Origin of the sequence: Bacillus sp. GZB, from assembly GCF_001975995.1 — a bacterium.
Classification (GTDB): domain Bacteria; phylum Bacillota; class Bacilli; order Bacillales; family Bacillaceae; genus Bacillus; species Bacillus velezensis.
This window is the reverse complement of the sequence record NZ_MTQG01000022.1, coordinates 24,134-48,896: the sequence shown is the minus strand read 5'-3', so window position 1 is coordinate 48,896 and position 24,763 is coordinate 24,134. Positions and strand designations below refer to the sequence as shown.

22 protein-coding genes and 2 tRNA genes are annotated in these 24,763 nt (G+C 46.2%); all 24 read right to left on the bottom strand.

The genetic code is table 11. From position 1 onward, the window contains the following. Positions 1-3 precede the first annotated feature (3 nt). Positions 4-1,425 (bottom strand): aminodeoxychorismate synthase, component I, encoded by a 1,422-nt coding sequence (gene pabB, locus BXO87_RS20140; RefSeq protein WP_024084798.1) that lies wholly within the window; start codon positions 1,423-1,425, stop codon positions 4-6. Between the two features lie 168 nt (positions 1,426-1,593). Further along, positions 1,594-2,520 carry a cysteine synthase A gene (gene cysK, locus BXO87_RS20135; protein WP_007615206.1) on the bottom strand — a complete coding sequence of 309 codons (927 nt, stop codon included), beginning with the start codon at positions 2,518-2,520 and terminating at the stop codon, positions 1,594-1,596. 75 nt (positions 2,521-2,595) lie between these two features. Next, on the bottom strand, positions 2,596-3,486 hold the full coding sequence (locus BXO87_RS20130; RefSeq protein ID WP_076851441.1) for a peptidyl-prolyl cis-trans isomerase: 891 nt from the start codon (positions 3,484-3,486) through the stop codon (positions 2,596-2,598). A gap of 45 nt (positions 3,487-3,531) precedes the next feature. Further along, positions 3,532-4,407, bottom strand: a complete 876-nt coding sequence (gene hslO, locus BXO87_RS20125) for an Hsp33 family molecular chaperone HslO (RefSeq protein ID WP_004264606.1) — start codon at positions 4,405-4,407, stop codon at positions 3,532-3,534. Between the two features lie 10 nt (positions 4,408-4,417). Beyond that, a complete protein-coding gene (locus tag BXO87_RS20120) occupies positions 4,418-5,194 on the bottom strand; it encodes a type III pantothenate kinase (RefSeq protein ID WP_007409940.1) in 777 nt (258 codons plus the stop codon). A 148-nt stretch (positions 5,195-5,342) separates the two neighbouring features. Next, a complete protein-coding gene (gene ftsH, locus BXO87_RS20115) occupies positions 5,343-7,262 on the bottom strand; it encodes an ATP-dependent zinc metalloprotease FtsH (RefSeq protein ID WP_007615201.1) in 1,920 nt (639 codons plus the stop codon). A gap of 97 nt (positions 7,263-7,359) precedes the next feature. Beyond that, entirely contained in the window at positions 7,360-7,899 is a 540-nt protein-coding gene (gene hpt, locus BXO87_RS20110; RefSeq protein ID WP_004264611.1) for a hypoxanthine phosphoribosyltransferase, read from the bottom strand. Next, positions 7,896-9,314, bottom strand: coding sequence for a tRNA lysidine(34) synthetase TilS (tilS, locus tag BXO87_RS20105; RefSeq protein WP_038460631.1), 1,419 nt, complete (start codon positions 9,312-9,314; stop codon positions 7,896-7,898). The genes hpt and tilS overlap by 4 nt, the downstream gene beginning before the upstream one ends. A gap of 104 nt (positions 9,315-9,418) precedes the next feature. Next, entirely contained in the window at positions 9,419-10,420 is a 1,002-nt protein-coding gene (locus tag BXO87_RS20100; RefSeq protein WP_038456696.1) for a protein kinase domain-containing protein, read from the bottom strand. Further along, a complete protein-coding gene (locus tag BXO87_RS20095; RefSeq protein ID WP_038456694.1) occupies positions 10,386-11,123 on the bottom strand; it encodes a VWA domain-containing protein in 738 nt (245 codons plus the stop codon). Before BXO87_RS20095 ends, BXO87_RS20100 begins: the two co-directional genes overlap by 35 nt. Before the next feature lie 67 nt (positions 11,124-11,190). Next, entirely contained in the window at positions 11,191-13,680 is a 2,490-nt protein-coding gene (spoIIE, locus tag BXO87_RS20090) for a stage II sporulation protein E (protein ID WP_007409936.1), read from the bottom strand. Between the two features lie 209 nt (positions 13,681-13,889). Then, positions 13,890-13,961, bottom strand: a tRNA-Glu gene (locus BXO87_RS20085). 9 nt (positions 13,962-13,970) lie between these two features. After that, positions 13,971-14,047 (bottom strand) — tRNA-Met (locus BXO87_RS20080). Positions 14,048-14,204: 157 nt separating this feature from the next. Further along, positions 14,205-14,591, bottom strand: a complete 387-nt coding sequence (locus tag BXO87_RS20075; protein WP_004264630.1) for a S1 domain-containing RNA-binding protein — start codon at positions 14,589-14,591, stop codon at positions 14,205-14,207. An 80-nt stretch (positions 14,592-14,671) separates the two neighbouring features. Further along, positions 14,672-15,049 (bottom strand): cell division protein DivIC, encoded by a 378-nt coding sequence (gene divIC, locus BXO87_RS20070; protein ID WP_032858294.1) that lies wholly within the window; start codon positions 15,047-15,049, stop codon positions 14,672-14,674. A gap of 17 nt (positions 15,050-15,066) precedes the next feature. After that, positions 15,067-15,702 carry a spore cortex biosynthesis protein YabQ gene (gene yabQ / locus BXO87_RS20065; protein ID WP_038456690.1) on the bottom strand — a complete coding sequence of 212 codons (636 nt, stop codon included), beginning with the start codon at positions 15,700-15,702 and terminating at the stop codon, positions 15,067-15,069. Further along, a complete protein-coding gene (gene yabP / locus BXO87_RS20060) occupies positions 15,699-16,001 on the bottom strand; it encodes a sporulation protein YabP (RefSeq protein WP_038456688.1) in 303 nt (100 codons plus the stop codon). Before yabP ends, yabQ begins: the two co-directional genes overlap by 4 nt. Positions 16,002-16,079: 78 nt before the next feature. Then, positions 16,080-16,340, bottom strand: coding sequence for an RNA-binding S4 domain-containing protein (locus BXO87_RS20055; protein WP_007409934.1), 261 nt, complete (start codon positions 16,338-16,340; stop codon positions 16,080-16,082). 1 nt (position 16,341) lies between these two features. Further along, entirely contained in the window at positions 16,342-17,817 is a 1,476-nt protein-coding gene (yabN, locus tag BXO87_RS20050; protein ID WP_038456686.1) for a bifunctional methyltransferase/pyrophosphohydrolase YabN, read from the bottom strand. Further along, on the bottom strand, positions 17,807-19,387 hold the full coding sequence (locus BXO87_RS20045; protein ID WP_038456684.1) for a putative polysaccharide biosynthesis protein: 1,581 nt from the start codon (positions 19,385-19,387) through the stop codon (positions 17,807-17,809). The genes yabN and BXO87_RS20045 overlap by 11 nt, the downstream gene beginning before the upstream one ends. Before the next feature lie 168 nt (positions 19,388-19,555). Next, the gene (gene spoVT, locus BXO87_RS20040) at positions 19,556-20,092 is read right to left on the bottom strand and encodes a stage V sporulation protein T (protein ID WP_004264646.1); all 537 of its coding nucleotides are present in this window, start codon (positions 20,090-20,092) and stop codon (positions 19,556-19,558) included. A gap of 136 nt (positions 20,093-20,228) precedes the next feature. Further along, a complete protein-coding gene (mfd, locus tag BXO87_RS20035; protein WP_033575247.1) occupies positions 20,229-23,762 on the bottom strand; it encodes a transcription-repair coupling factor in 3,534 nt (1,177 codons plus the stop codon). Between the two features lie 69 nt (positions 23,763-23,831). Continuing rightward, on the bottom strand, positions 23,832-24,062 hold the full coding sequence (fin, locus tag BXO87_RS20030; RefSeq protein ID WP_004264650.1) for an anti-sigma-F factor Fin: 231 nt from the start codon (positions 24,060-24,062) through the stop codon (positions 23,832-23,834). A 61-nt stretch (positions 24,063-24,123) separates the two neighbouring features. Continuing rightward, positions 24,124-24,690, bottom strand: coding sequence for an aminoacyl-tRNA hydrolase (pth, locus tag BXO87_RS20025; RefSeq protein ID WP_025650338.1), 567 nt, complete (start codon positions 24,688-24,690; stop codon positions 24,124-24,126). Positions 24,691-24,763: the final 73 nt, after the last annotated feature.

Here is a 24,763-nt window from a genome sequence, read left to right as displayed (position 1 = left end):
TGCTCACCTCGTCTGATTTTTTGTCTCTTCTTCGCTCAGCTCTAACGCCTTTTTCATCGCAAAAGCTTTTTTGAACGATTCCTTGTATTCATGCTTCGGAACCGAATCAATGACCACTCCTGCTCCGGACTGCATGAAAGCATGTCCGCCGGCTGCATAGATCGTCCGGATCACAATGTTAAACTGCAAATCTCCGTTGAATCCGAACCAGCCTATAGATCCAGTATAAAGCCCCCGTCTTGTCGGCTCAAGCTCTTCTATAATTTCCATCGTTCTCACTTTGGGCGCTCCCGTGATGGTGCCCCCCGGGAAAACCGCATGAATAATGTCTGTCGCGTCATATCCGTCCTGCAGTTCCCCCTGTACGTTTGACACGATATGCATGACGTGGGAATACTTTTCGATTGCCATAAATTCGTTAACCCGCACGGAGCCGTAGCGCGATACGCGCCCGAGGTCATTGCGCTCAAGATCAACAAGCATGACATGTTCCGCACGTTCTTTTTCGTTGTGAATTAATTCATCAGCCAAAGCCTTGTCTTCAGCATCGTCTTTTCCTCTTGAACGCGTACCCGCGATCGGTCTCGTTTCAAGCTTCTTCCCCTTCTTTGTCACCAATAGCTCCGGCGACCCGCATATCACTTGAAACCCCGGTGTCTCGAGATAGGCCATGTAAGGAGACGGATTGACGTTTCTCAAGTGTTTATACACCTCATACGGATGAACGGATAAGGACTGAGACTGCCTGATGGACAAATTAACCTGGAACACATCGCCGCTCGCGATATATTGTTTAATTTGTTCTACAGCCTGTGAAAATCCTTCCTCGGTGAACGGAGCGGCGTACGATCCGTCCCCATTCCGATTCAGCGGTGAAAAAGGCTCGTCCGCCGTTTGGAGGGAACACCACATGTCCTCTAAGCCGGACAGCTTTTCTTCCGCAAGATCCGCTTCTTCCGCTTCAGTATGGGTAATGAGCCATAACGCCTCTTCCTCATGGTCATAAACAGCTACATCATCAAAAACCAGAAAGTAAATATCAGGTGTTTCCAGATCATCTAACGACAGCATCTTAAAATTCTCAATATATCGGGCGTAGTCGTAACTGATAAAACCAATCGCACCGCCCTGAAAGTCCGGAAACTCAACGTTTGTTTCCGTTCCGAGCGTTCCAAACCATTCATGAAAGGCCCGCAGCGGGTCACCTTCTTTAAACAGTGTTTCCCCCTCATGCTTGATCGTTGTAATTCCGTCTTTTCCTCTGACGGACGCAATCGGATCTAGACCGGCTATACTGAATCTTCCCCCTCTCGCGCTTTCGAGCAGAACATGCCGTTTTCTCGATTTCGAAAGGTTTTCATATCGCTGTAAAAATGCTTGTTTCGTAAAAGGTATTTTTCTTCCTGCCGGTCTGCGTTGTGCCATCATATCAATCCTCTGCTTCGTTTTACTGTAGTTTTATTTTAAAGCAATCACACTGGTGAAAAAAGTGAATTTCACTTCCAACCATAAAATTCGAAACGTTTTTTGGATTTCCGATGCTTCAGGCACAAAAAAAACTCCCGGATACAGCCGGGAGCCGTGTGTATGTCTCTATTCAAACTGATAAAGCGGTGTGCTTAAGTAACGTTCTCCGTTACTAGGGATGATCGCAAGCACTTTCTTGCCTTTCCCCAATTTTTTCGCGATTTCCAGTGCCGCGTAAATGGCCGCTCCGGAAGAAATGCCGCCGAGAATCCCTTCTTCTTTTGCCGTTTTACGGGCATATTCAAATGCATCCTCGTTTTTGACGGGAATGATCTGATCATAGATGTCCGTATTCAATGTTTCAGGGACAAATCCCGCTCCGATACCCTGAATTTTATGCGGGCCCGGTTTTCCGCCGGAAAGAACTGGAGAATCCGCCGGCTCTACCGCATAGATTTTGATGGATGGATATGCTTCTTTCAGCACTTCGCCCGCTCCCGTGATGGTTCCGCCGGTACCGATTCCGGCCACGAACGCATCAAGCTGGTCGTCACCAAACTGTTCTACGATTTCTTTCCCTGTCGTTTGGCGGTGAATTTCCGGGTTTGCCGCATTGTTGAATTGCTGAGGCACAAAGTATCCGTGTTCCTCGGCAAGTTCTTCCGCCTTTTTAATGGCGCCCTTCATTCCTTCTGCGCCGGGAGTCAGCACAAGCTCCGCTCCGTATGCGCGCAGCAGATTGCGTCGCTCCATACTCATCGTATCAGGCATAACGAGAATGGCTCTGAGACCTTTAGCCGCTGCCACCATCGCAAGACCGATTCCTGTATTTCCGCTTGTCGGTTCAATGATTGTGTCGCCGGCTTTTAATTTTCCTTCTTTTTCAGCCGCTTCAATCATCGCCACTCCGATCCGGTCTTTTACGCTGCTGCCCGGATTCATGTATTCAAGCTTCAGATATACATCTGCACTGTTTTCATCCGTCAGGCGATTCAATTTCACAATAGGAGTATTTCCGATTAGTTCAGTAATAGAATTTGCAATACGCACCATGTTGGACACCTCAATTTCCGACTAAATTTATTGGTATTATAAATATAAGTTATCAATTTCAAAATTTTTTGTCAATCATTTAGTTCTTTTTTCCCCGTAGAACCAAGAGACCCCCGCCTCTTTCCACAGCGTTTTGACTGTCGCCTTGTCACCTAATTGATCCATCGCGATCTGGCGTCTGATTTGGCTCTTCACTTCATTGTATGAGAAAGTTCTCGATTTAAGCTTTTCTTTCAGCTGAATGATGGCGTATCCTGAAGAAACTTTAATCGGTTCAGCGGACCATTCATCTTCTTTAAGATTTTTAGCTTCTGTGATATATGCCTGCGGGATATTTTCCTGTTTTTCTGTCACAAAGCCGAGGTCTCCGCCATACTGAGACGTATATCTGTCCGTGGAACGTTCAGCGGCGACGGCTTCAAAGCTGGAACCGCCTTTCAAATCAGCAAGCACCCTGTCCGCCTCATCTTTGTTTTTGACGACAATGTGCCGGATTCTGTAGGAATCATCGAAATGGTACAATTCTTTATTTTTATTATAAAATGATTGCATTTCCTTATCCGATATATCGATGTCCTTCGTCAGCAGTTCTTCAAGAAGAATATTGTAGCGGATCTGGTCTCTCCATTCTTTTTCGGTAATATGGCTGTCTTCATAAAATGAATTATCTACCGCTTTGATTAAAAGAAACTCCCGCTCCAATTCGCTGTTTGAAACTGTGAGTTTATTCTTTTTCGCAAGCTCTTCCACTACTTCTGCATTAATCATGTCTTCCAGAGTTGATTTTCCGTACTGGTCTTCCATCTTTTTCATCCAGTCTTGCCGTGTGATATGTTTATCACCGATTGTCGCGATGGATTCTTCAGATGACCCCGCGGCTTGGGATTTTGTTAACTTATACGCCACTGTCACACTGCATACTAACAGCGCCGCTACAATAATCGTCAAAAGTGTTCTCGATTTCAAAATCTACCCCATCCCTTTTATAAAATAGAACAACCCGCTAAAGAGCTAGCGGGTTGTTTCGTCACGAAGCTCTTCCAGTTCTTCTTTTGTAAATAAATATTTCTCATTACAAAAATGGCAAACCGCTTCGGCTTTTCCGTCTTCTTCTATCATATCTTGTATTTCTTTTTTGCCTAGTCCTAAAATGGCCGTTTCGAATCGATCTTTTGAACAAGAACAGTGAAATTTGACCGGCATTGTTTCGAGAACGTCCGGTTTTTGCCCCAGAACTTCTTCTAAGATTTCTTCCGGTGTCAGGCCTTTTTGAATCAATTTTGAAATCGGTTCGATTTGAGATAATTGCTTTTCAATTGTTGAAATGGTTTCTTCATCAGTCCCCGGAAGAAGCTGAATGATGAACCCGCCCGCCGCGAGAATCGTGTTATCAGGATTTACTAGAACACCTACGCCGACAGATGAAGGGACTTGTTCAGAAGAAACAAGGTAATACGTGAAGTCGTCACCGAGTTCACCCGAGACAATCTCTACTTGTCCCGTAAAATAATCACGCAAGCCCAAATCTTTTACGACACTGAGTGTTCCGTCAGTTCCGACCGCCCGTCTGACATCCAGTTTCCCTTGTTCATTGAGATCAAAATGAACGTGCGGGTTTGATACGTATGCTCTTACCTCACCCTTTGCGTTCGCGTCTGCGACAATGGCTCCGATCGGGCCGCCGCCTTCTATTTTGACTGTCAGCTTATCTTCACCCTTAAGCATCGCTCCGAGCATCAGAGAAGCTGTCATCGTCCGGCCGATTGCGGCTGATGCCGTCGGCCACGTGTCATGCCTTCTTTGCGCTTCATTTACCATATCTGTCGTTCTGGCTGCATAAGCCCGCACTTTACCGTCATATGCAATTGCTTTAATTAAATAATCCATCGTTTACCTCCTATACGTGACCCACGCGATTTCGCTCATAAATGATTTCCAGCCCTTTCAGAGTGAGAAACGGGTCAACAATATCAATACAGTCTGATTCGTTTGCGATTAATGACGCAAGCCCGCCTGTCGCAATGACTTTCGGTTCCTGTGTTGCCTGCCATTTCATCCGCTTCACTATACCTTCAACTTGTCCGACATAGCCGAAAAGGATGCCGGACTGCATGGCGCTTACCGTGTTTTTGCCGATGATATTGTCCGGACGGGCAATTTCAATTCTCGGAAGCTTCGCCGCACGTGAGTACAGCGCTTCCGTTGAAATCGTAATGCCGGGGGCAATCGCGCCGCCCATGTATTGTTTGTTTTCATCAATGTAGCAATACGTCGTCGCCGTTCCGAAATCAACAACAATTAAGGGGCCGCCATACTGCTGGATCGCCGCAACGGCATTGACGATCCTGTCAGCTCCCACTTCTTTCGGATTGTCATACTTTATATTTAAACCTGTTTTCATTCCCGGGCCGACAACTTGCGGCTCGATGTGAAAGTATTTTGTGCACATTCTTTCTAAAGAGAACATAATCGGCGGCACCACGGATGAGATGATAATCCCTTCAATCTGTTCAAACATGAGTCCGGAATGTTCAAATAAGGAACGGAGCAGCATGCCGAATTCGTCTTCTGTTTTGTGCCTGCTCGTTTCTATGCGCCAATGATATTCTAATTCCCCATCATGATATACACCAATCACGGTGTTGGTGTTCCCCACATCTATAACCAGTAACAACCTCTATCACCACTTTTGAATAGTTTCTAATCATAACATTTTCAACATTCTACAATACCATACACGATCTGCGGCTCTTTTGTAAACAAAACGGAACCAGTAAAAAAACCGCCGGTATACGCCGGCGGTTTTCATATCAGAAAGCGAACTATTCTTTCGGCTCGTCTTTCTTTTCGTCTTCTGTTTTAGACAGGATGTTTACTTTCACATCGTCTTTTTGAAGATGGTCATCTGAGAAATTGCGCTCAGGGAGTTTTCCGTGATCCACGAGATGCTTGATTTGTTCCGCATCTAATGTTTCCACATCAAGCAATGTCTGAGCAATCAATTCAAGCTTATCGCGATTTTCAGTCAGGATGGTTTTCGCACGCTCATAACATTCTTTAATGATGCGCTGAATTTCCTGATCGATTTCGTAAGCGATCTGATCACTGTAGTTTTGCTCGTTGTTGAAATCCCGGCCCAGGAATACTTGACCGCCTTGAGATTGACCGAACTGAAGCGGTCCGAGTTTTTCTGACATACCGAACTCTGTCACCATTCTTCTGGCAATGCTCGTTGCCCGCTGGAAGTCATTGTGAGCCCCCGTGCTGACTTCGCCGAAGATAATTTCCTCGGCAACCCGTCCGCCCAGAAGACCGACAATTTTATCGAGAAGTTCAGGTTTTGTCTGGAAGTAACGGTCTTCTCTCGGAAGCATGACCGCGTATCCGCCCGCCTGCCCCCTCGGAACGATCGTTACTTTATGAACCATATCGGCTTCATCCAGCACAAGTCCGATAACGGTGTGACCGCCCTCGTGGTACGCCACGATATTGCGTTCTTTTTTCGATATGACGCGGCTCTTCTTCGCAGGGCCCGCAATGACACGGTCCGTCGCTTCATCAATGTCGCGCATATCAATTTTCTTCTTGTTTTGACGGGCAGCAACAAGTGCCGCTTCGTTAAGAAGGTTTTCTAAATCGGCGCCTGAGAAACCGGGTGTTCTTGAAGCGATTGCTTTTAAGTTCACCGTTTCATCAAGCGGTTTGTTTCTCGCATGGACCTGCAATACGGCTTCACGGCCGATGACATCCGGACGGTCTACCGTAATCTGACGGTCAAAACGTCCCGGACGAAGCAATGCAGGGTCAAGAATGTCCGCACGGTTTGTCGCAGCGATAATAATGATTCCTTCATTCGCACTGAAACCGTCCATCTCAACAAGCAGCTGGTTCAGTGTCTGTTCGCGTTCATCATGCCCGCCGCCAAGACCGGCGCCGCGCTGACGTCCCACCGCGTCGATCTCATCAATGAAGATCAGACAAGGCGCATTCTTTTTCGCATTTTCGAATAAATCACGCACACGGGAAGCACCGACACCGACAAACATTTCAACGAAGTCAGATCCGCTGATGCTGAAGAAAGGAACGCCCGCTTCACCGGCTGAGGCTCTCGCAAGCAATGTCTTACCGGTTCCCGGAGGTCCGACCAGCAGCACGCCTTTAGGGATTCTGGCGCCAAGCTCGGCGAATTTGCGAGGATCTTTCAGAAACTCAACAACCTCAACAAGCTCCTGCTTCTCCTCATCCGCGCCGGCTACATCTTTAAACTTCACGCGTTTCTTTTCTTCCGTATACAGCTTCGCTTTGCTCTTTCCGAAGTTCATGACACGGCTGCCGCCGCCCTGAGCCTGATTGAGCAGGAAGAAAAACAGAATAAAGATGATGACAAACGGAATGATCGTCGTTAAGAACGTCACCCACCCGCTTGTTTCCTGTGCGGGATCAACTTTTACGTCCGTCTTTTTAATTGCATCAAATATCTGGTCTGCTCCTTTTCCTTCAGGAACATGTGTTAAAAAGTACTGGTCTTTGTCGTATTTTTTCAGCTGTCCTTTTACCTCATAAACACCTCTGACAGGCTGAACCGATACGCTATCAACTTTCCCCTCATCGAGGTTCTTGATAAACGTACTGTACGACATATTTTCTGTTTTCGGGTTTGAAGTCTGGAAGTAACTCACAACCCCGATTACTACTAATAAAATAAGTAAATAAAAAATGGTATTACGGAAGACCCGATTCATTCCTTACCTCCTCCCACAGTAAGCACAACTATGTTCAATAGTACCATAGAAAATCATTCCAATACAACCGATAACCATCTCGGAAGCAGGCAGCCGATCAGCTTTCATAAATCGCCGGTTTTAATACTCCGATGTAAGGCAGATTGCGATAGCGTTCGGCATAATCAAGTCCGTAACCCACAACAAACGCGTCAGGAACTTCAAAGCCTACGAAGTCTGCTTTAATGTCCGCTTTTCTTCCGCTTGGTTTATCCAACAGGGTAACAATCTTAATTGATTTCGCTTTACGATATCGGAAGAGTTCTACGAGATAGCTCAAGGTTAACCCACTGTCGATAATATCTTCAATGATTAAGATGTCCCGGCCTTCTACAGATGTATCCAAATCTTTGATGATTTTGACTTCTCCGGAAGAAACCGTGGAATTTCCGTAGCTTGATACATCCATGAAGTCCATTTCCAAATATGTATCAATATGCTTTATAAGATCAGCCATAAAAGGAAGCGCTCCCTTTAACACACCGATTGCCAACGGAAACGTGTCGCTGTACTCGCTTGTTAATTGTTCTCCAAGCTGTTTTACTTTCTGCTGGATCTCATCTTCTGAGATCAGCACTTTTTCGATATCCTGTTTCATGTTAATGCTTGCCCCCTACACTTTTCATGCTGTCTATATTGTAATACAATGCGGTCACTGTTTGAAATCACAAGATCGTCAAAGATGGATTTTTTCAAGCCAGGCAGCCAGATAATTTCACCGCTCGCATCCGTTACAATCGGCCATTCGTCCCGATCCCGCAGAGGCAGTTTATGATCAATAAATATATCTTTCACCTTTTTCGAGCCATTCATCCCTTTAAGTTTGATCCGGTCGCCGATTTTTCTCGTCCGGATTGTTAAAGGAAATTGCACCTTGTTTCTGCTTGTCATAAAAACAGCATTCCCATTTTTGATATGAGGGTCAGCCTGATCGGCCACCTCTATCATAAAGCCGTTGGGGAGAACAGCAGTCTCGCCTTCCGCTCCTTGCAGCTGCAGCTCAAAGGGAACTTTTTCACATTGCCATTGTTCAAATGTAAACAAACATGTCTGATATGATTTGACCACCTTCAGCCCTTTCGGAAAATCAAGCACTCCCGAGGCGCTTCCATTTTCCGCCCATTCGAGAAACTGCTGTATGTGGCGGGCGGAAAACGACGATGGAACGTTTTCATAAAGATAGTTTAATATTAGTTGAACTCCTCTTCTTTGTAAAGGTATCGGAAGGGCAAGCAATTGAGAGGAATTGACTTCAACCGATGTGTCAGACTTGCTTGTAATAACCTTATTCATTCGTTCTTTCGTTAATGACTGCAGGTATTGTTCGTCTTCTGTCAGTGCTTCACTCACCTTTTGAAACATTTTATGAACGTCAGGTGATTCTTGTTTTAAAAAAGGAAGCACGGTCTTTCTGAATCTGTTTCTTGTATAATCGTCTTTTGCATTGCTCTCATCCGTTCTGTAGCTGAGCCCTTTTTGACGGCAGTATTCAAGGATTTCATCCTTTGCCGCATAAAGGAGAGGCCTGATCAGCCAGCCGGATGCAAATTCGCGGACGGGCTGCATTCCCGCAAGCCCTGCCCCGAGCGTACCTTTCGCAAGCCTCATGAGCATTGTCTCAACCTGGTCATCGCCATGATGAGCCAGCGCCAAAAACTTCGCTTGGTGTTTCGCCATCAGATCTTCGAAAAACTGATATCTGCAATCACGCGCGGCAGCCTGCTTGTTCAGCCTATTCTTCTTTGCGTATGCAGAAACATCAATCTGTACCGTTTCACAGAGGATGTGTTCCGCTTCGCAATATGACTGCACAAACTTCATATCTTCTTCAGATTCAGGACCCCTGAACTGATGGTCGACATGCGCCGCTATGATAACGGAGGAATGCCCGAAGTGCTTATTCAGCATTCTGAGAAGCGCCATTGAATCAGGGCCTCCGGAGACCCCGGCAATAATCGTTTCTCCCTCCGCCTGAAGATGATATGTTTTGAAAAAATCTTCCACGCTTTTCACAATGTCCCCCTCACAATGAGCAGGTTTTTTAAAGATATACATATCCTATCACTTTCATTCCCTCCAAGCAAAGAAGAAGCATGAGCGCAGGCGCCCGGCCGGCATTAGATGAGAAAAAAGACGATGTAAGCGAAATAAAGGGCGAGAACGCTGATTAAAATAAGTGTTGTTTCAAACAAACCATTGTGCTTTGCGGGTTTTTGTTTAGGTTTATACCGCGTTTGAGATACAGTGCCCTGCCGCGGTTTTGATTGCGGCGGCTTAGTCTTGGCGGCGGCTTTCCTTTTGCTCCCGGCGCTCTGCCCCGCCGTCAGGATGTCATGCTTCATGGCTTCCGCAGACGGATATTGGCCGTTTAAAGCAGAAAACAGAACCTTCTTATACTTATTCAGAAACGGGTGGCCTTCAATGATAGAACGAAGCTGTTCTTTCGGCTGTCCTGACTTTTTGCACTCTTTCTTCTGGACACAGTGGATCATGATCATTGCGACAGCAAACAGGTCATAGGATGGTTCTGCTTTTCTTGTTCCATACCCCCAATAGCCCCTGTCGTAAAACTCCGTATACTCTTTAATCGCGCGGCCCTGTTTTGTCGTTCCCCCTACATCAATGCAGCGAATAGCAGCCGGTGGTCCGGTTACAATGAGATTTTCCGGTTTGAGGTCGCCAAAAACCCATCCCTGCTGATGAAGGACTGACAAGCTGGAAAGAAGCTGCACCATCAGCACCGGAATCCACTCCGCTCCCTTACTGCTGATATATTGCGGAAGAAGCGGCCCTTCTATGTACTCCATCACGTAAAAAGAGACATTTTTATTCAGCTGCGGAATAAACGCGTCGTCCGCATCAAAAAAAGAAGGCCCCATCGTTTGCGACCGGGCCTTTGAAAAGGATTTTAAGACATTCACTTCAGAGGTAACAGACATGCTGTCGCTGCTTATTTTCAAAGCGACCTGTCCGCCTGATGCTTCTGCCAGATATACAATACCGTTAGCCCCTTTTCCAAGCTGTTTGAGCAATCTGTAGGATTTGCCGTTCCATTTGCCCTGAATTGCCGTCCCCGGTGCCAGACTACATGCCAAACTCGTTAAAGCGTCGTTCATCATCTGCCAACATACTCCTTCTTGAGCGGATTCTCTCAAACTGCTGCGTCGCTTCCCGGATAGCGGGGCCCGTAGGGGTGATACCGCCGGTCGACAGCTTCGCAAAGAGTGCAGAAAGAGATTCAAGCTTCGGCGTCCAATTCAGCACAAGCTCAACTTCCTGGCTTTTCCCGGGAAATATACACATGGCAAATTCATTTTGCCCGGCCCGGGAATTTAAACTGATGGAAAGATCGATCAGCGCTTCTTTCACCGTCGGCAGTTTCGGCGCCATACTCGCACTCGTATCAACCAGCACAAGCACTTGCAGATGAACCGTTTCGCCGAGTTCATCAACCACTTCCATCACTTCGCCGCGTTTTTCAGGAGAAAGCTCTTCCATTTCAACGTTTTTCCCTAAAATTTGTTTAAGCTCTTGATTGACGACACCTTGCAGCGTCTGGGTCATTGCTTTTTTCGTCACCATTTGAACCGTCTGAGACAATTGTGACGCATACACAACTTGATGGACGCCGCCTCCGGCCATGGCGATGTCTTCAACTTCCTTCATTGCCTCTTGGTCAATCGCGTTTTCTTCCATAATTCCTATAACATTCACCGTAATCCCCTGCTCCTTGGCGAAAGCCGCCATTGCGATCGGGTCTTCACCATGATTGGAGCAGCCATCTGTAATCAGCAGAACTTGATTTAAATGTCCCTTATTCACATACATTCCTCCCGGTGATACGATTAGTCCCATCTTCGCCAGAAGGAAAGTGATTTATACGAATGGATTAAGAAATCTCCTTTTTATTTTGGAAAACCGCCGGCACCGGTATGGAAGCCCATTTCGGCGTGTTGTGATCAATCCGGACAACAACCACTGTCATATCGTCTTCGATTTGGCCGGAACGCGTTCTGATGACCTCTTCCATTAATATATCAGCGATTTCCTGCGGATCTTCGGTTTTCAGCCCTTTCATTTTCCGCTTCATCCACAGGTCGTGGTTTTCAACGTGCTTCGGCCCTTCAAAAATACCGTCACTCATCATGACGAGCAGATCTCCCGCTTTTAACTGTTCACTTACAACCTCCACATCAAATTCATTGATGATGCCGATCGGCAGATTGCTGGCCTGAACTTTCATAACTTGATCTCCCCGCTTGATAAAACTCGGCGTTGAACCGACCTTCAAGAATTTGCAGCTTGCATCCTGAAGGTCAATGATAGAAAGATCGAGAGTTGAGTAGATTTCGTCTGTCGTCCGTAAAGACAGAATACTGTTGATCGTTTTGATCGCTATTTTTTCATCAATACCTGATTCGAGAATTTTTTCGAGCAGCTTAATCGTTTCATTGCTCTCATAATGGGCCCTCGCCCCATTGCCCATGCCGTCACTGATCGCGGCCGCATACTTTCTCGCCCCCAGTTCCATCATGCTGTAGCTGTCTCCGGAGACAAGGCCGCCGCCTTTTGCCGCATGAGCCGCGCCTGTCGATACCCGGTACGACTTGGTCGAACCGAACGCGACATGGCTGTACCCATTCGGATGAGTCGAGTGCTGTTCGCTTTTGACAAGTATCTGCTCCTCAAGAATGTCAGACAGCATCGGGGCGATAATTTTCTCACTCTCGCCGTGTCCTCCGCTGAACGGGATTGTCATTTCGATATCAATATTGCCCTGCTCCAAGCTGTATATCTCGACATGCTGAATCTCGATTCCGAAATGCTGAAGCGCCTCTATCATTTGTTCTTCCTGAATAAAATGCTGCTCCCTCTCCCGTTTTATTTCCCGAGAAAAGTCCGCCATGACCTCAGAAACCCCCAACAGCTGCTCGGCAACAAGCCTTCTGCTGTCCTGAACTTTTCTCTTCAGTGTCAGATGGGCGTGATGGTGGGCAAGTTCGTCCTCAATCAGCTCTTCCACCTGTCTGGATTTGGAACAGTGCTGTTGAAACTCCTTTTTTAATCTGCGGTTTGAGGCATACTGTTTTTCTTCTGTTTCATGCATAACTTGTTTCATTAAGTCATATGTTTTATCAAAGTTTTGAACCCAGCATTTGCTTTTCTTATAGCAGGATTGGCAGGAATGCTCGGTGATTTTGCTTAAAAAGAGATCCACTTCCCCTTCTTCCGCCTGCTCATCAGAAGACGTCTGATGAAAGGTGGCGAAGCTCTCCGACAAGGCATGAAACACATTGGAGAACTGGTCTACTTTCTGGGCGGTGACATCTCTGATTTTCCTCGCGTACTGCTGCTGTTCCTGACTATGCTCAGCAGTGCCCGGTATGTATCGCGCCACCTTTTTCGTAATCGATTGGGGCGTAATCAAAAACAAAACAACGGCAATCAAAGATTCATAAAGAGTGGTCATTAATCCGGCAGACCCTTCTCCATATAATGAAATCAGCAGTGAGCCGATCACTAATCCGACTGCGGCTCCGGCTTTCTTTCCTTCTTTCAGCAGCCCGCCAAGAAGCCCGGAAAACGCAAGCAGACTCATTTGATAGAGATTCCCGATATTCGCAAGCCCGAGGATCAGTCCGGTCACCACACCGACCGTACAGCCGATGCTCGCCCCGCCGACAAAGGAAAAACTCAGCACGACATAGCGGGCCAGGATATGCTCAGCCTGCATTCCCTGAAATGAAACACCGGCAAGCCCGGTTAAAACGGATGCGATCAAAATCATAAAACAGATGATTTCTTCTATTTTTAACGATTGCTTCACTTTTTTGATCGTGAAGATCGGCAGGCTTTGCAAAAAGATCAGCGTCAGAATAAAGGCCAGACCCGCCTCGACAACAGCCATCACATAATCATAGGTGGTAAAAGCGCCGCTCTCAAAATAAACAAATCCGATTCTCGCGGCAGCCATAGAGAAAAACACCACGATCGGCAGCATCTTCACCCGGTCCTGCACGATATATGTACCGATTTTTGAAAATAGAGTGAAGACGGCCAAAGCTGTGAGAATCAATAAAGAGTGTTTCGGCGAAATGGTTAAAGCGCCCGCAAGTAAAGACAGACAAGCATAGAAGGCTTTATCTCTTCTGATCAAAAGCATCGCTCCGAAAAACGGCAGCGCAAACGGAAGAACCTCAGATAATATGAAAGCCCGTCCAAGTAAAAAACCGATCACGACATAAATGAAACCCTTATAGAAAAAAAGTGAATGCGCTTGATGGACTGTAAGCTTTGCCGCCTTTTCAAAAAACGATTGCAGTTTTTCCAGAGCTTGTCCCGCCATCGGCCCGTTCACTCTTCTTTCCGCTTTTTCCATTGCTCTCATCCCCCACCTGTTTTATTCGTTGCTTGTCATTATAAATGAAAGCCCAGATAGGATTTTGTCAAAAGAAGGTAACAATTCCAAAGAACTCTTCGACGCTTTCTCCCTTGTTCCCCTTTCCTTTCGTATTTCCTCCGACATTTCTCAAAAAGTTGTCTAAATATGAAAAAATCGGCTTCTGCAACAGAAGCCGATTCGCTTGATGACCCGTACGGGATTCGAACCCGTGTTACCGCCGTGAAAGGGCGGTGTCTTAACCGCTTGACCAACGGGCCATATATATATGGTAGCGGCGGAGGGGATCGAACCCCCGACCTCACGGGTATGAACCGTACGCTCTAGCCAGCTGAGCTACACCGCCATATAGGTGCTTATAAGCACAAGTTATATAATACAAAGGTTTCTTCATTCCGTCAACAGGAACTTTAAAGTTTTAATTTTCTGACTATACCAGCGCATACAAAAAAAGCACCCGCTGGGATAGACGGATGCTCCATGTATTTATAGAAAGCAGCAAGTTATCCTCTTCTTGCTCCGCGCCCTCCACGTTTTGATTCCGTGTTTCGTTTTAAAGATGATAAGCGGTCTTCGCTATCTTTAAGAAACTTGTTCATTTTCTGTTCAAAAGATTCTTTTGGACGGAAATCATTTCTAGGTCTGGCTTGCGGACGGTCTTTAGCTTTTTTAATTGATAAACCAATTTTCCCGTCTTTTTCAACGTTGATGACTTTCACTTCAACTTGATCGCCGACTTTTAAATGCTCGTTAATGTCTTTTACATAATTATCGGCTACCTCACTGATATGAACGAGACCGGTTGAGCCTCCAGGCAATTCAACAAATGCTCCGAAATTTGTAATACCTGTTATTTTCCCTTGCAACTTGCTGCCAACTTCAATCGACATAAAAAAAGTGCTCCTCCTTAGGCTTATAAAAAGATCGTTTGTTTAATTATACCTAAATAAAAATTTAAGTGTCAACAAGGCTACTTGCTCTTCTTCTCTACATTGAAGAGAATCTCACCATTTCCTGACATAAACAAGTCTCTTCTGGCAAGCTCTGTGACGTAATCCTCATCCTTTAATTTGGAAATTTCATCTTTTAAATCAGCCTGTTTCGCGTTCAATTCTTTTACTTGTTTTTCCAGCCTAGCTTTCTTTTCTTCGTTTGCGCTAAGGGAAGAGGTCTGTGACCAAAGAGAACCCGCTAAGACAATAGCCGTCAACAACACAAGGGCGCCGAATACGATCAACCGTCTGAAAAGCCCTTTCCGCCTTCTTTTCATAAGCTGGGATTGCCGTTCAACCTGCTCTTTATAGTCGTTTTGAATTTCAGTTATTGTACGTTCTCTAGATAGATTCAAACCAGACGGTCCTCCTTTCACCTTTTCAAAATACGTATCATGGTCGATCTGATTATTATGATTAGTTTCTTGCTCTTTTGTAAAAATCCTGCACTTTTTTGAAAATATCGTTTGAAAGTAAGACGCCACTTTTCAGGAAGAAGTTTCAATAATTGTTTCAACAGGAAAAACAGCGGATACAGCAAAAACGTTACGATCTTAAAAAGACACTTCGCAAAAAAGGCACTCACCCGATAGGAGTATAAAGAAACAACCGTGATCAGCCCGATGAGCAGCTTAAAGAGCAGAAGCACCGGACGGAACAGCACGTGCTGAATGAGCTTTTTTGCGAATTGGTAAAGAGACACCGCAAGATGAATGGCAAATTTCAGTATTTTTATATACATTCGTTTAAACAGGCTTTGGTACGTCGCAATACCCAGTAAGACAGCCAAGAAAATGTATACCCTGAGTTCTCCTTCATTCACGTTGAGCAGCACATAGAAAAACAGCAGACCTTGTACAATCCAAAAGAGAATGTCATGAATGAATAACAGCCATCTGGCCGTTTTGGCGCGGCTGACAAACAGCCTGTATGTATCAAGCGACGCTCCGAGCCAGGCGCCCATACCGGTCATTGCCAGCATCGTATAAAATTGGGTCGTCAGCGTCATTTAAACAACTTGCTAAAAAACCCTTTAGCTTTATCCCCTTGCTGCTCGTCTAAATATACAAGGTCAAACACCCTGCCTTTTATAGATACAAGCCCTTTTTCCACATCAAGATTTTTCATCTGCAGGTTCTCGCCTCTGACGGAAAGCATTCCCATAACCGTTTCCAGCAAAAACTCTTCGTTGTCAAAACTTTCCACATGCTTGACGCCCGAAATGTCTAAATGCTTTCTCCCTTTCATCGTTACATCATGCTGTTCCGGAACAGAAGAAGAACCTTTTTGCTCATAATATGAATTCATCTATTCAGCCTCCATATCCTCGATACTTTTAGCATTATTACTGCATTGTATGAGGCGGGAGCCTTGTTTAGAACAAGCCTATTCGCCGAGTTTTTCTTCCTTGACGATTGTATACATGCCCGCGGCTTCTTCTTTTTTCGTTGTTTCTTTCAATTCGTTTACCTTCACGGTGACAAGCTTCTGGCCGAAGCGGACCGTCAGTTCATCACCGGCTTTTACGTCTGAGCTGGCTTTCGCCTGATTCCCGTTAACGGTGATTCTCCCTTGATCGGCGACCTCTTTCGCCAATGTGCGGCGTTTAATTAATCTGGATACTTTTAAAAACTTATCAAGTCTCATATCAGAATCTCCTCTCCATTTCTTTTGCTTCATCCCACAATTTGTCCATTTCCTCAAGTGACATTGCGGTCAATTCAAGTCCCTTTGCTGCCGCTTCTTTCTCAATATAAGCAAAGCGTCTGCGGAATTTGTCATTTGTCATGGCGAGCGCTTCCTCAGGCTCAATTTTATAGTATCGGCCGATATTGACCAATGCAAATAAAACATCGCCGAATTCAGCTTTTAAGCTGATTTCATCTGCTGATTCGGCGGAAGCCTCTGCAGAAAATTCCTTCAGCTCTTCATTTACTTTATCCCATATATCCTGAACGTCATCCCAGTCAAAGCCGGTTTTCGCGGCTTTTTTCTGAAGCTTGGCCGCTTTTGCAAGAGAAGGCAGTGTTTTCGGCACGGCATCCAGCAATGAAGAGGATGTTGTTTGCTTTTCCGCCTTTTTGATTTCTTCCCAGTTGGCGACGACATCATGTTCATCCTGAACCTTAACATCCTTAAACACATGCGGGTGCCGTCTGACCATCTTCGCACTGATGTCTCTGATGACATCATCAATTGAGAAATACCCCTCGTCTTCTCCGATCTGGGCGTGCAGCATAACCTGAAGCATGACGTCCCCGAGTTCTTCTATCATGTGATCCGTGTCCTCTTCGTCAATGGCCTCAAGCAGTTCGTAGCATTCCTCAATCATATATTTCTTTAATGACTGGTGTGTCTGCTTTTGATCCCACGGACAGCCGTTCGGCCCGCGAAGCTCGCGAATAATACTTCGGAATGCAGAAAATTCCTGGTAAAGGAGTTCTTCTTTTTTAATCGGCGGAACATACACGCTTGTTAAGTTATTTATTTCTACATTGCGGTCAAGTTCAAACAAAGGCACCTTGGTTATCTTTTCTCCTTTGCTTCCGGCTGCCGTGACGATGACCACTTCATAGTCGTCAGGCAGTTTCTCCATAAGCGTCAGCTTCACCTCAGAGGCCGTCATTTGGTCATAAACCTGGCAAATGATCAGGTGATGGCGGAGTTCGAGCTCATCCGGCGTCATTGTTTGCGCATCCGTAAATTGAAACCCTTCAATCGGATCAATTCGCAATGCATTAAAAGTGGCATCCAAAAAGCTTTGCCCTCCGGCAGTATGAACAGCTACCTGTTGTTCTTCCCGGCGTTCAAATAACAGCTGAACGGTTTTCTCAGCGACAAACGGATGCCCGGGCACAGCGTAGACGACATCCTCTTGCTTCGCTTTTTCAAACAGAATGTCCGCGATCTCTTCATAGACCGCTTCAAACTGATCATGTTTTTCATAAATATCATCAAAATACCGGATGTCCGCTTCCGTCTCTTGCTCTAATTCCGGAATCAAAGGGTGGTCTTTCGTTCTTATATATAAATGCTTCGCCTGAGTCAGCAGCTTATGTACGCCCACTGTCAACTGATCCATGTCTCCGGCGCCGAGGCCGACGACCGTAATGTTACCTGCCATGTTTTTCTCTCCTCTTTTTCAATTTGCTTAAAGCACTGCCGAAAGGAAGGCCGCTCAGCTCTTCGTCCGTGAAAATCTTCATTCTTATCATACAATAAATAAACAATAGCCCTCCGATGACTGACGCAGACAGACTCTCACATACAGCTCCGGCCCTGCTGACGGGAACAAATAACTGCCAAAGCTTCATATATACGAGCAGAAAGAAGACCATCAGCAGACTGCACCAGCACAGACGGGCAATCACGCCTCCGATATTCGTCAGCCAGCCCTTCGACCAAATTCTCCGGAGATTCAGGCACGCAACTGCGGCAAATGCCAAGACGGTCGCCAGTGCCGCTCCTGTAATACCCCAGCCGGGGACCAGCCAAACATTCAGCACCCATTTCAGCGCCCCTCCCGCCAAAACGGATACGGCGGGGAAAACGGTATGTCCCGCTCCTTGCAGAATCGCGGCTGCCGTAAGCGCAATTGAGGCAAAAAAGATAGATAAGCTGAATATTTGTAAGGTCTGCGTCCCCTCACTGTTTTGGAAAAGCATGATATTCACCGGCTCTAAAATGCAAAAAAGCCCGGCTGATGCACCGATCCCTACCGCAAGGCAGAGCTTGACGGCTGATGTTGCTTTCTCTTTTATGATAAACGGCTTATTCTCATGCACCGCTTTTGAAATTGAAGGAACCAATGACGCGGCAATACTGACGGCAAACACGGTTCCCAGCTGAAGGAGCGGCTGTCCGCGGTCATATATGCCTTTCAGCTGTTTCGCGGCATGGCTCTCCGTCCCGTCTGAAAGCAGTGAATATAAGTTTAAGGCGTCTACAAGCTGAATCAAAAGCATGAGTACACTGCTGATACAGATGGTGACTGAATAAAGCAGCAGCTTTTTTACAATGACGGCCGTTTCGATATGTCCGCCGTCTTTCTTGGTTTCTTCCCGCTTATACCAAAAAACAGCCAATACACAAAGGGCCGCCAAGCTTCCGGCAATTGATCCCGAGGCCGCCCCCGCACCAGCCGCGTATAATGAACGGCCGCTTTTCAAAAGCCAGAAGGATAAACCGAGAAGCACCGCCACGCGAAGAAGCTGTTCCGTAATCTGGGATAAGGCTGACGGCATCATATCATGCACGCCTTGGAAATACCCCCTGAAAACCGCCGTAAACGGAAACAGTATGAAAGCGAACGCCGCGACTCTTATCAGCATCACAAGGCGGGCGTCACCCATAAAACCGGCCAACGGCGCCGCGCCAGCATACATGAGCGCAAACAGAACAAGTCCGGCCGCCGTGACATAAAGGGCGGAAATTTTTATTATTTTTTGTTTATGATTGCTATAATCGTTCATTAATTTTGAGATGATTACCGGAAAACCGGATGTTGACAGCATGACCGCGATCCCTAAAAACGGATACACCTGCTGATAAATGTAAAATCCGACGTCACCGACAATATTCTGAAAAGGAACCCTGTACACGGCGCTTAATATCTTCGTCACGATACCCGCAACGACGAGCACAAAAGCACCTTTCCATGCCGATTGCCGATTGGCGCCAACTGAATCGTTCATCCAAAAGCTCCTTCCAGCCGCTAGAAAATTACGTCTATAAAACGAGCTTATTATATCACAATCCTAACGGCCGAACCGATAGAGAGCACATATGAATATGAAAAAGAACAGCACTTGTATAAGAGCTGTTCTTTCTCCGTTTTCTTATTTCAATAATGGTAATAAGACCTACTGCTCCATTTGTCTCGCCAAAAAACTGGCTGCCGTTTCTACTGCTTTATGTTCTACTTCTCCAAGTGCCTGTTCCTTGGAAAAGATGACCACGGCGCCGATAGGATCGCCATTTGCCACGATCGGAGCTATTGTATAGGAGCTCATATCTTCATCAATGTCATTAACAAGCTGCGCGGACTTCACGTCGTTTTCTACCACAGAGCTGCGCTGATCCATCGTTTTTTCGAGCAAATCGCTGATGGCTTTGTTCAGAAATTCTTTTTTCGAACTGCCTGAAACGGCAATATACGCGTCACGGTCGCAAATCAAGACGGAATGGCCGAGACTGTCATACAATGCATCTGCATATTCTTTCGCAAAATCGCCAAGCTCACTGATAGGAGAATATTTTTTCAATATAACTTCTCCGTCGCGGTCAACGAATATTTCAAGCGGGTCTCCTTCCCTGATCCGCAGTGTTCTCCGAATTTCTTTAGGGATGACGACCCGTCCTAGATCATCAATACGACGTACGATACCTGTAGCTTTCATCTCTCTGGTGCCTCTCTTTCATGTGATGATATTTAAGGGAAAGTACTAAAGCTCTTTACTTTATGTAGCTTCCGCCACTCGCTTGAAATTAGTATCCGTCACATCAAATGTAATATACACCAGAGAGTAACAATTTTTATGAAGACGCGATTGTTTCTTTCTTCACATCCTGAAGGCCTTTCAGCATGCCGAGCACGGTCTCCAGCCACTCTTCCGTTTTGCGGCCTTTCGTCTGTACTGAGATTTTCAGCTTTTTCCCTTCCATTCCCAGTCCGATCTGCCGGCCGTATTTATTGCCGAGTTCGAACAATTTCTGGCCGTCAATCTGTGCGCTGGCCTCTTCAGAAATGGTAAATCTGATCGCGTCTTTATCCTGCTTGATGAGTTCGACGCGTTCATATTTTCCGTATACCTTCATCTCAGCAACCGTAAACAGCCATTCAACCTCTTTAGGATAGCTGCCGAACCTGTCAATGATTTCATCTTGAAGCTCATTTTTCTCCTCAATTGTGGCGATTGACCTGAAGCGTTTGTACATGTCGATTTTTTGCTTGCCGTCTTGTATATAGTTTTCAGGAATATACGCGTCCAGCTCGATATCGATTTCTGTCTCAAACTGTTCGCTTTTCGGAATATCGCCTTTCCGCTCTTCAATCGCTTCCTTGAGCATTTGCGAGTACAGGTCAAAACCGACTGAGTCGATAAAGCCGTGCTGCTGGGCGCCGAGAAGGTTCCCCGCTCCCCTGATCGTCAAGTCACGCATGGCGATTTTAAAGCCTGACCCCAGCTCGGTAAATTCTTTAATCGCCTGCAGCCGTTTTTCCGCCACCTCAGTGAGCACTTTGTCTCTGCGGTACGTAAAATACGCGTAAGCGACGCGGTTGGAACGGCCGACCCGTCCTCTCAGCTGATACAGCTGAGACAGCCCCATTTTGTCTCCGTCGAACACAATCAAGGTATTCACATTTGGTATATCTACGCCTGTCTCAATAATAGTCGTGCTGACAAGGACGTCTGATTCCCCTTCCAGAAAATTGAGCATGACGCTTTCCAATTCATTTTCGGTCATTTTTCCGTGGGCATATGCCACTTTCGCATCGGGAACAAGCATGGAAATTTCATCAGCCTTCCGCTCGATGTCATCCACGCGGTTGTACAAGAAATATACCTGTCCTCCGCGCGCCAGTTCTCTTTCGATGGCTTCCCGCACAAGCGCGCCGTTGTATTCCACGACATATGTCTGAACAGGGAAACGGTTTTCCGGCGGCGTTTCAATAACAGATAAGTCCCGCACACCGAGCATGGACATATGAAGCGTACGCGGTATCGGCGTTGCTGTAAGAGTCAGCACATCGACATTGGCTTTGATCTGCTTGATTTTTTCCTTATGCGTTACGCCAAAGCGCTGCTCTTCATCAATGATGAGCAAGCCGAGATCTTTATAGACGACGTCTTTAGATAAGAGCCTGTGGGTCCCGATTACGATGTCTACCGTTCCGTTTTTCAGGCCTTTAATCGTTTCATTGGATTCTTTTCTCGTTCTGAATCGGCTGAGAAGACCGATGTTAATCGGATAGTCCTGGAAACGCTCCATAATGGTTTCATAATGCTGCTGCGCGAGTATTGTCGTCGGCACAAGAAGCGCGACCTGCTTTCCGTCTGCGATCGCTTTAAAGGCCGCTCGGATGGCTACCTCCGTCTTCCCGTAACCGACATCACCGCAAAGCAAACGGTCCATCGGGCGCTCTCTTTCCATATCCTTTTTAATCTCCTGAATGGAACGGAGCTGGTCCTCTGTTTCCTGATAAGGGAAAGCAGATTCGAACTGCCGCTGCATTTCATGATCCGGCGAGAACGCATAGCCCTTGCTTGCTTCCCGTTCCGCATAAAGCTTAATCAGATCATCGGCAATATCCTGAACGGAGTTTTCAACTTTTTTCTTCACCCGTTTCCATTCACTGCCGCCCAGTTTATAAAGCTTCGGTTCTTTTCCTTCAGAGCCGACGTACTTCTGCACCTGGTCGATTTGTTCTACAGGGACGTACAGCTTATCGCTGCCCTGATAATGAATGTTGAGGTAATCTTTATGAATGCCTTTGATTTCTAGTGTTTCGATCCCCAAATACTTACCGATCCCGTGGTTGACGTGGACGACATAGTCTCCGACCTGAAGCTCGGAATAGCTTTTGATCCGTTCGGCATTTGTCAGCTTCTGCTTTCTCGGCTTTTTCTTAATTCGGTTTTTGAACAGCTCTTCCTCCGTAATGACGGCCAGCTTCATCAGCGGCAGTTCAAAACCGGATTGCAGCTCGCCTTCCATGACATAGACCTGTCCTTGCACAAGCGCTTTGGAGCTGTCCGTTTTTGCGGCTTCAATTTCGTAATCAGCCAGCACGGATGCCAATCTGTCAGTTCTGTCCTTATTTGCGCCTAAAAAGACGACGGTGAAGTTTGATTTCTTAAAGCGCTCCATTTCACCTGCGAGCACATTCATCTGCCCGTGAAAACTCTGCATCTGTCGGCTTGTCACATTCACGATATTCTGAGGGCTTGTATGCTGGACATGACGCAAAAATAATGAATAATAAATAGCCGGGCGCCGCTTTTCGCTCATAAGCTCCTGAAAGCTGAAGGATAAATGAATGTCATGCAGAATTTTCCCTTCCTCAAGCAGACTTGTCATAAATTCGGCCTCTTCTTTTTGCAGCTGATCCTCCATTTCATGAATGCGGCTGACCTCGTCTAACAGTAACAACGTGTCTGCCGGTGTATAATCTAGCAAACTAGCAGGTTTTTCGTAAAAGTACGAGAGATACTTCACAAGTTCCTGATCAGTCTGTCCCGTTGATAACCGTTCTTTATCATGTGAGATATTGATATGAAGCATTTCCTTTTGTTTGTCCTGCTTCAGCTTTTTCAGACTGTCGGCAAGCCCTTTATCGAGCCTTTCCATTGCCCGGGCTTTTTCTTCCGCCCTGATGATCAATTCCTTCGCCGGTCCGATCGCCACATGTTTGAGCGTCTCAATTGATCTCTGGTCATCAGAATTGAAGCTTCTGATGGAATCGACCTCCGTATCAAACAGTTCAATTCGCACCGGATGCTCCGACGTCAGCGGATAAATGTCGATAATTCCGCCGCGAATACTGAATTCACCGGGTGCAGAAACCATATCGGAACGCTCATACCCCACCTCTACAAGGCGCGCGGACAGCTGATCCGGTTCTATTTCGTCTCCGAGTGAAATGACGATCTGGCTGCTTTTCCACAGCTCCTTCGGCGGAAGCATTCTTCTCACTGCCGCAACGGGCGCCACAACGACCGGCGCTTCTCCGTTTGTTAATCTATTAATGACATCAAGCCGCTGAGCGCGCAGTTCAGGGCTCGCTACCGCAATTTCTGAAGAAATCAATTCATTCACGGGGTATAAAAAAACAGATTGATCCCCGAGAAGCGCCGTCAGATCTTCCGTCACTTTTTGGGCCTGATATAAATTATGGGTGATAAAGAAAATCGGCCTTTTCGTTTCCTGTGCAAGGGCGGAGGTAAAAACAGAACGCGCGGAACCTGACAGACCCGCAAGCAGCTGTTCCTTCAGCCCCTCATGTAAACCGTTGACAATGGATTTAAAATCATCGCTTTCTTTAATAAAGGTTTGAATGTTGTCCATATGGGCCCTCCTCTCTATTTTCTGCAAGAACAGAAAAACGCTTTGGTCTAGAATCTACACCAAAGCTTCTTATTGAATAAATGTGTTGTGTTCATGGTAGTGCGGATTGCGCTCCAGCGCCTCTTGGCAGTCTTCACAAATTGTAAGAACATGGACATCTCCATTGTCTTTATATGAAATCATATCGTTTCTTTCCTCATTTGTTAAGTGCTGAAATCCAAGTGACTGTGTCGGCACCGTCGAATATTCCAGGCTCCCTACCTTAAAGCCGCAGTGGCGGCAGAAATAATGCAAAGCCATACGTTGGACCTCCTGATGTGAAAAAATCATTTTTCCCTAGTATGGTCTCCCATTATTTATCTTATACATTTGCATTAAATTCGTTCATGACTTCTAAAAATGGTTTCGTTAAGGAAGCTTCGCAGGCTTTTACGGTTTTTGAGACGGCATCATTGATATGCGGCGCTTCTTCCTTCGTAAAAGCTCCCAGTACATAGTCAACGACTTTCATTCCGCCAGCGGGGCGGCCGATTCCGATTCTGACCCGGTCAAATTCAGGGGTTCCGAGGTGCTGTATAAGCGATTTAATTCCGTTATGTCCGCCTGCGCTCCCCTTCGTCCGAAGTCTGATTTTTCCCGTCGGAAGATCAAGGTCATCGTATATGACTTTCAGATCTTCATGATCGGCATCATAATAATCCAGTAGCGGCCGCAAACATTCCCCTGATAAATTCATATATGTAAGCGGTTTAACAAGTAGAACTTTTTTTCCGGAAACAAACCCCATTCCGTAAAGTCCGTTGAATTTCGTTTTATTCAATTCAATATTCCATTCTTTAGAAAGCTCGTCAATGGCCATAAAGCCGACATTATGTCTCGTGTTCTCGTAGGTTTTCCCGGGGTTACCGAGACCGGCAATCACAAGCATCGTAAATCCTCCCTCAACATCGCTGTAATTCTTCTCATTCTAGCACAAAAGACGTAACCTCGGGCGGGTTACG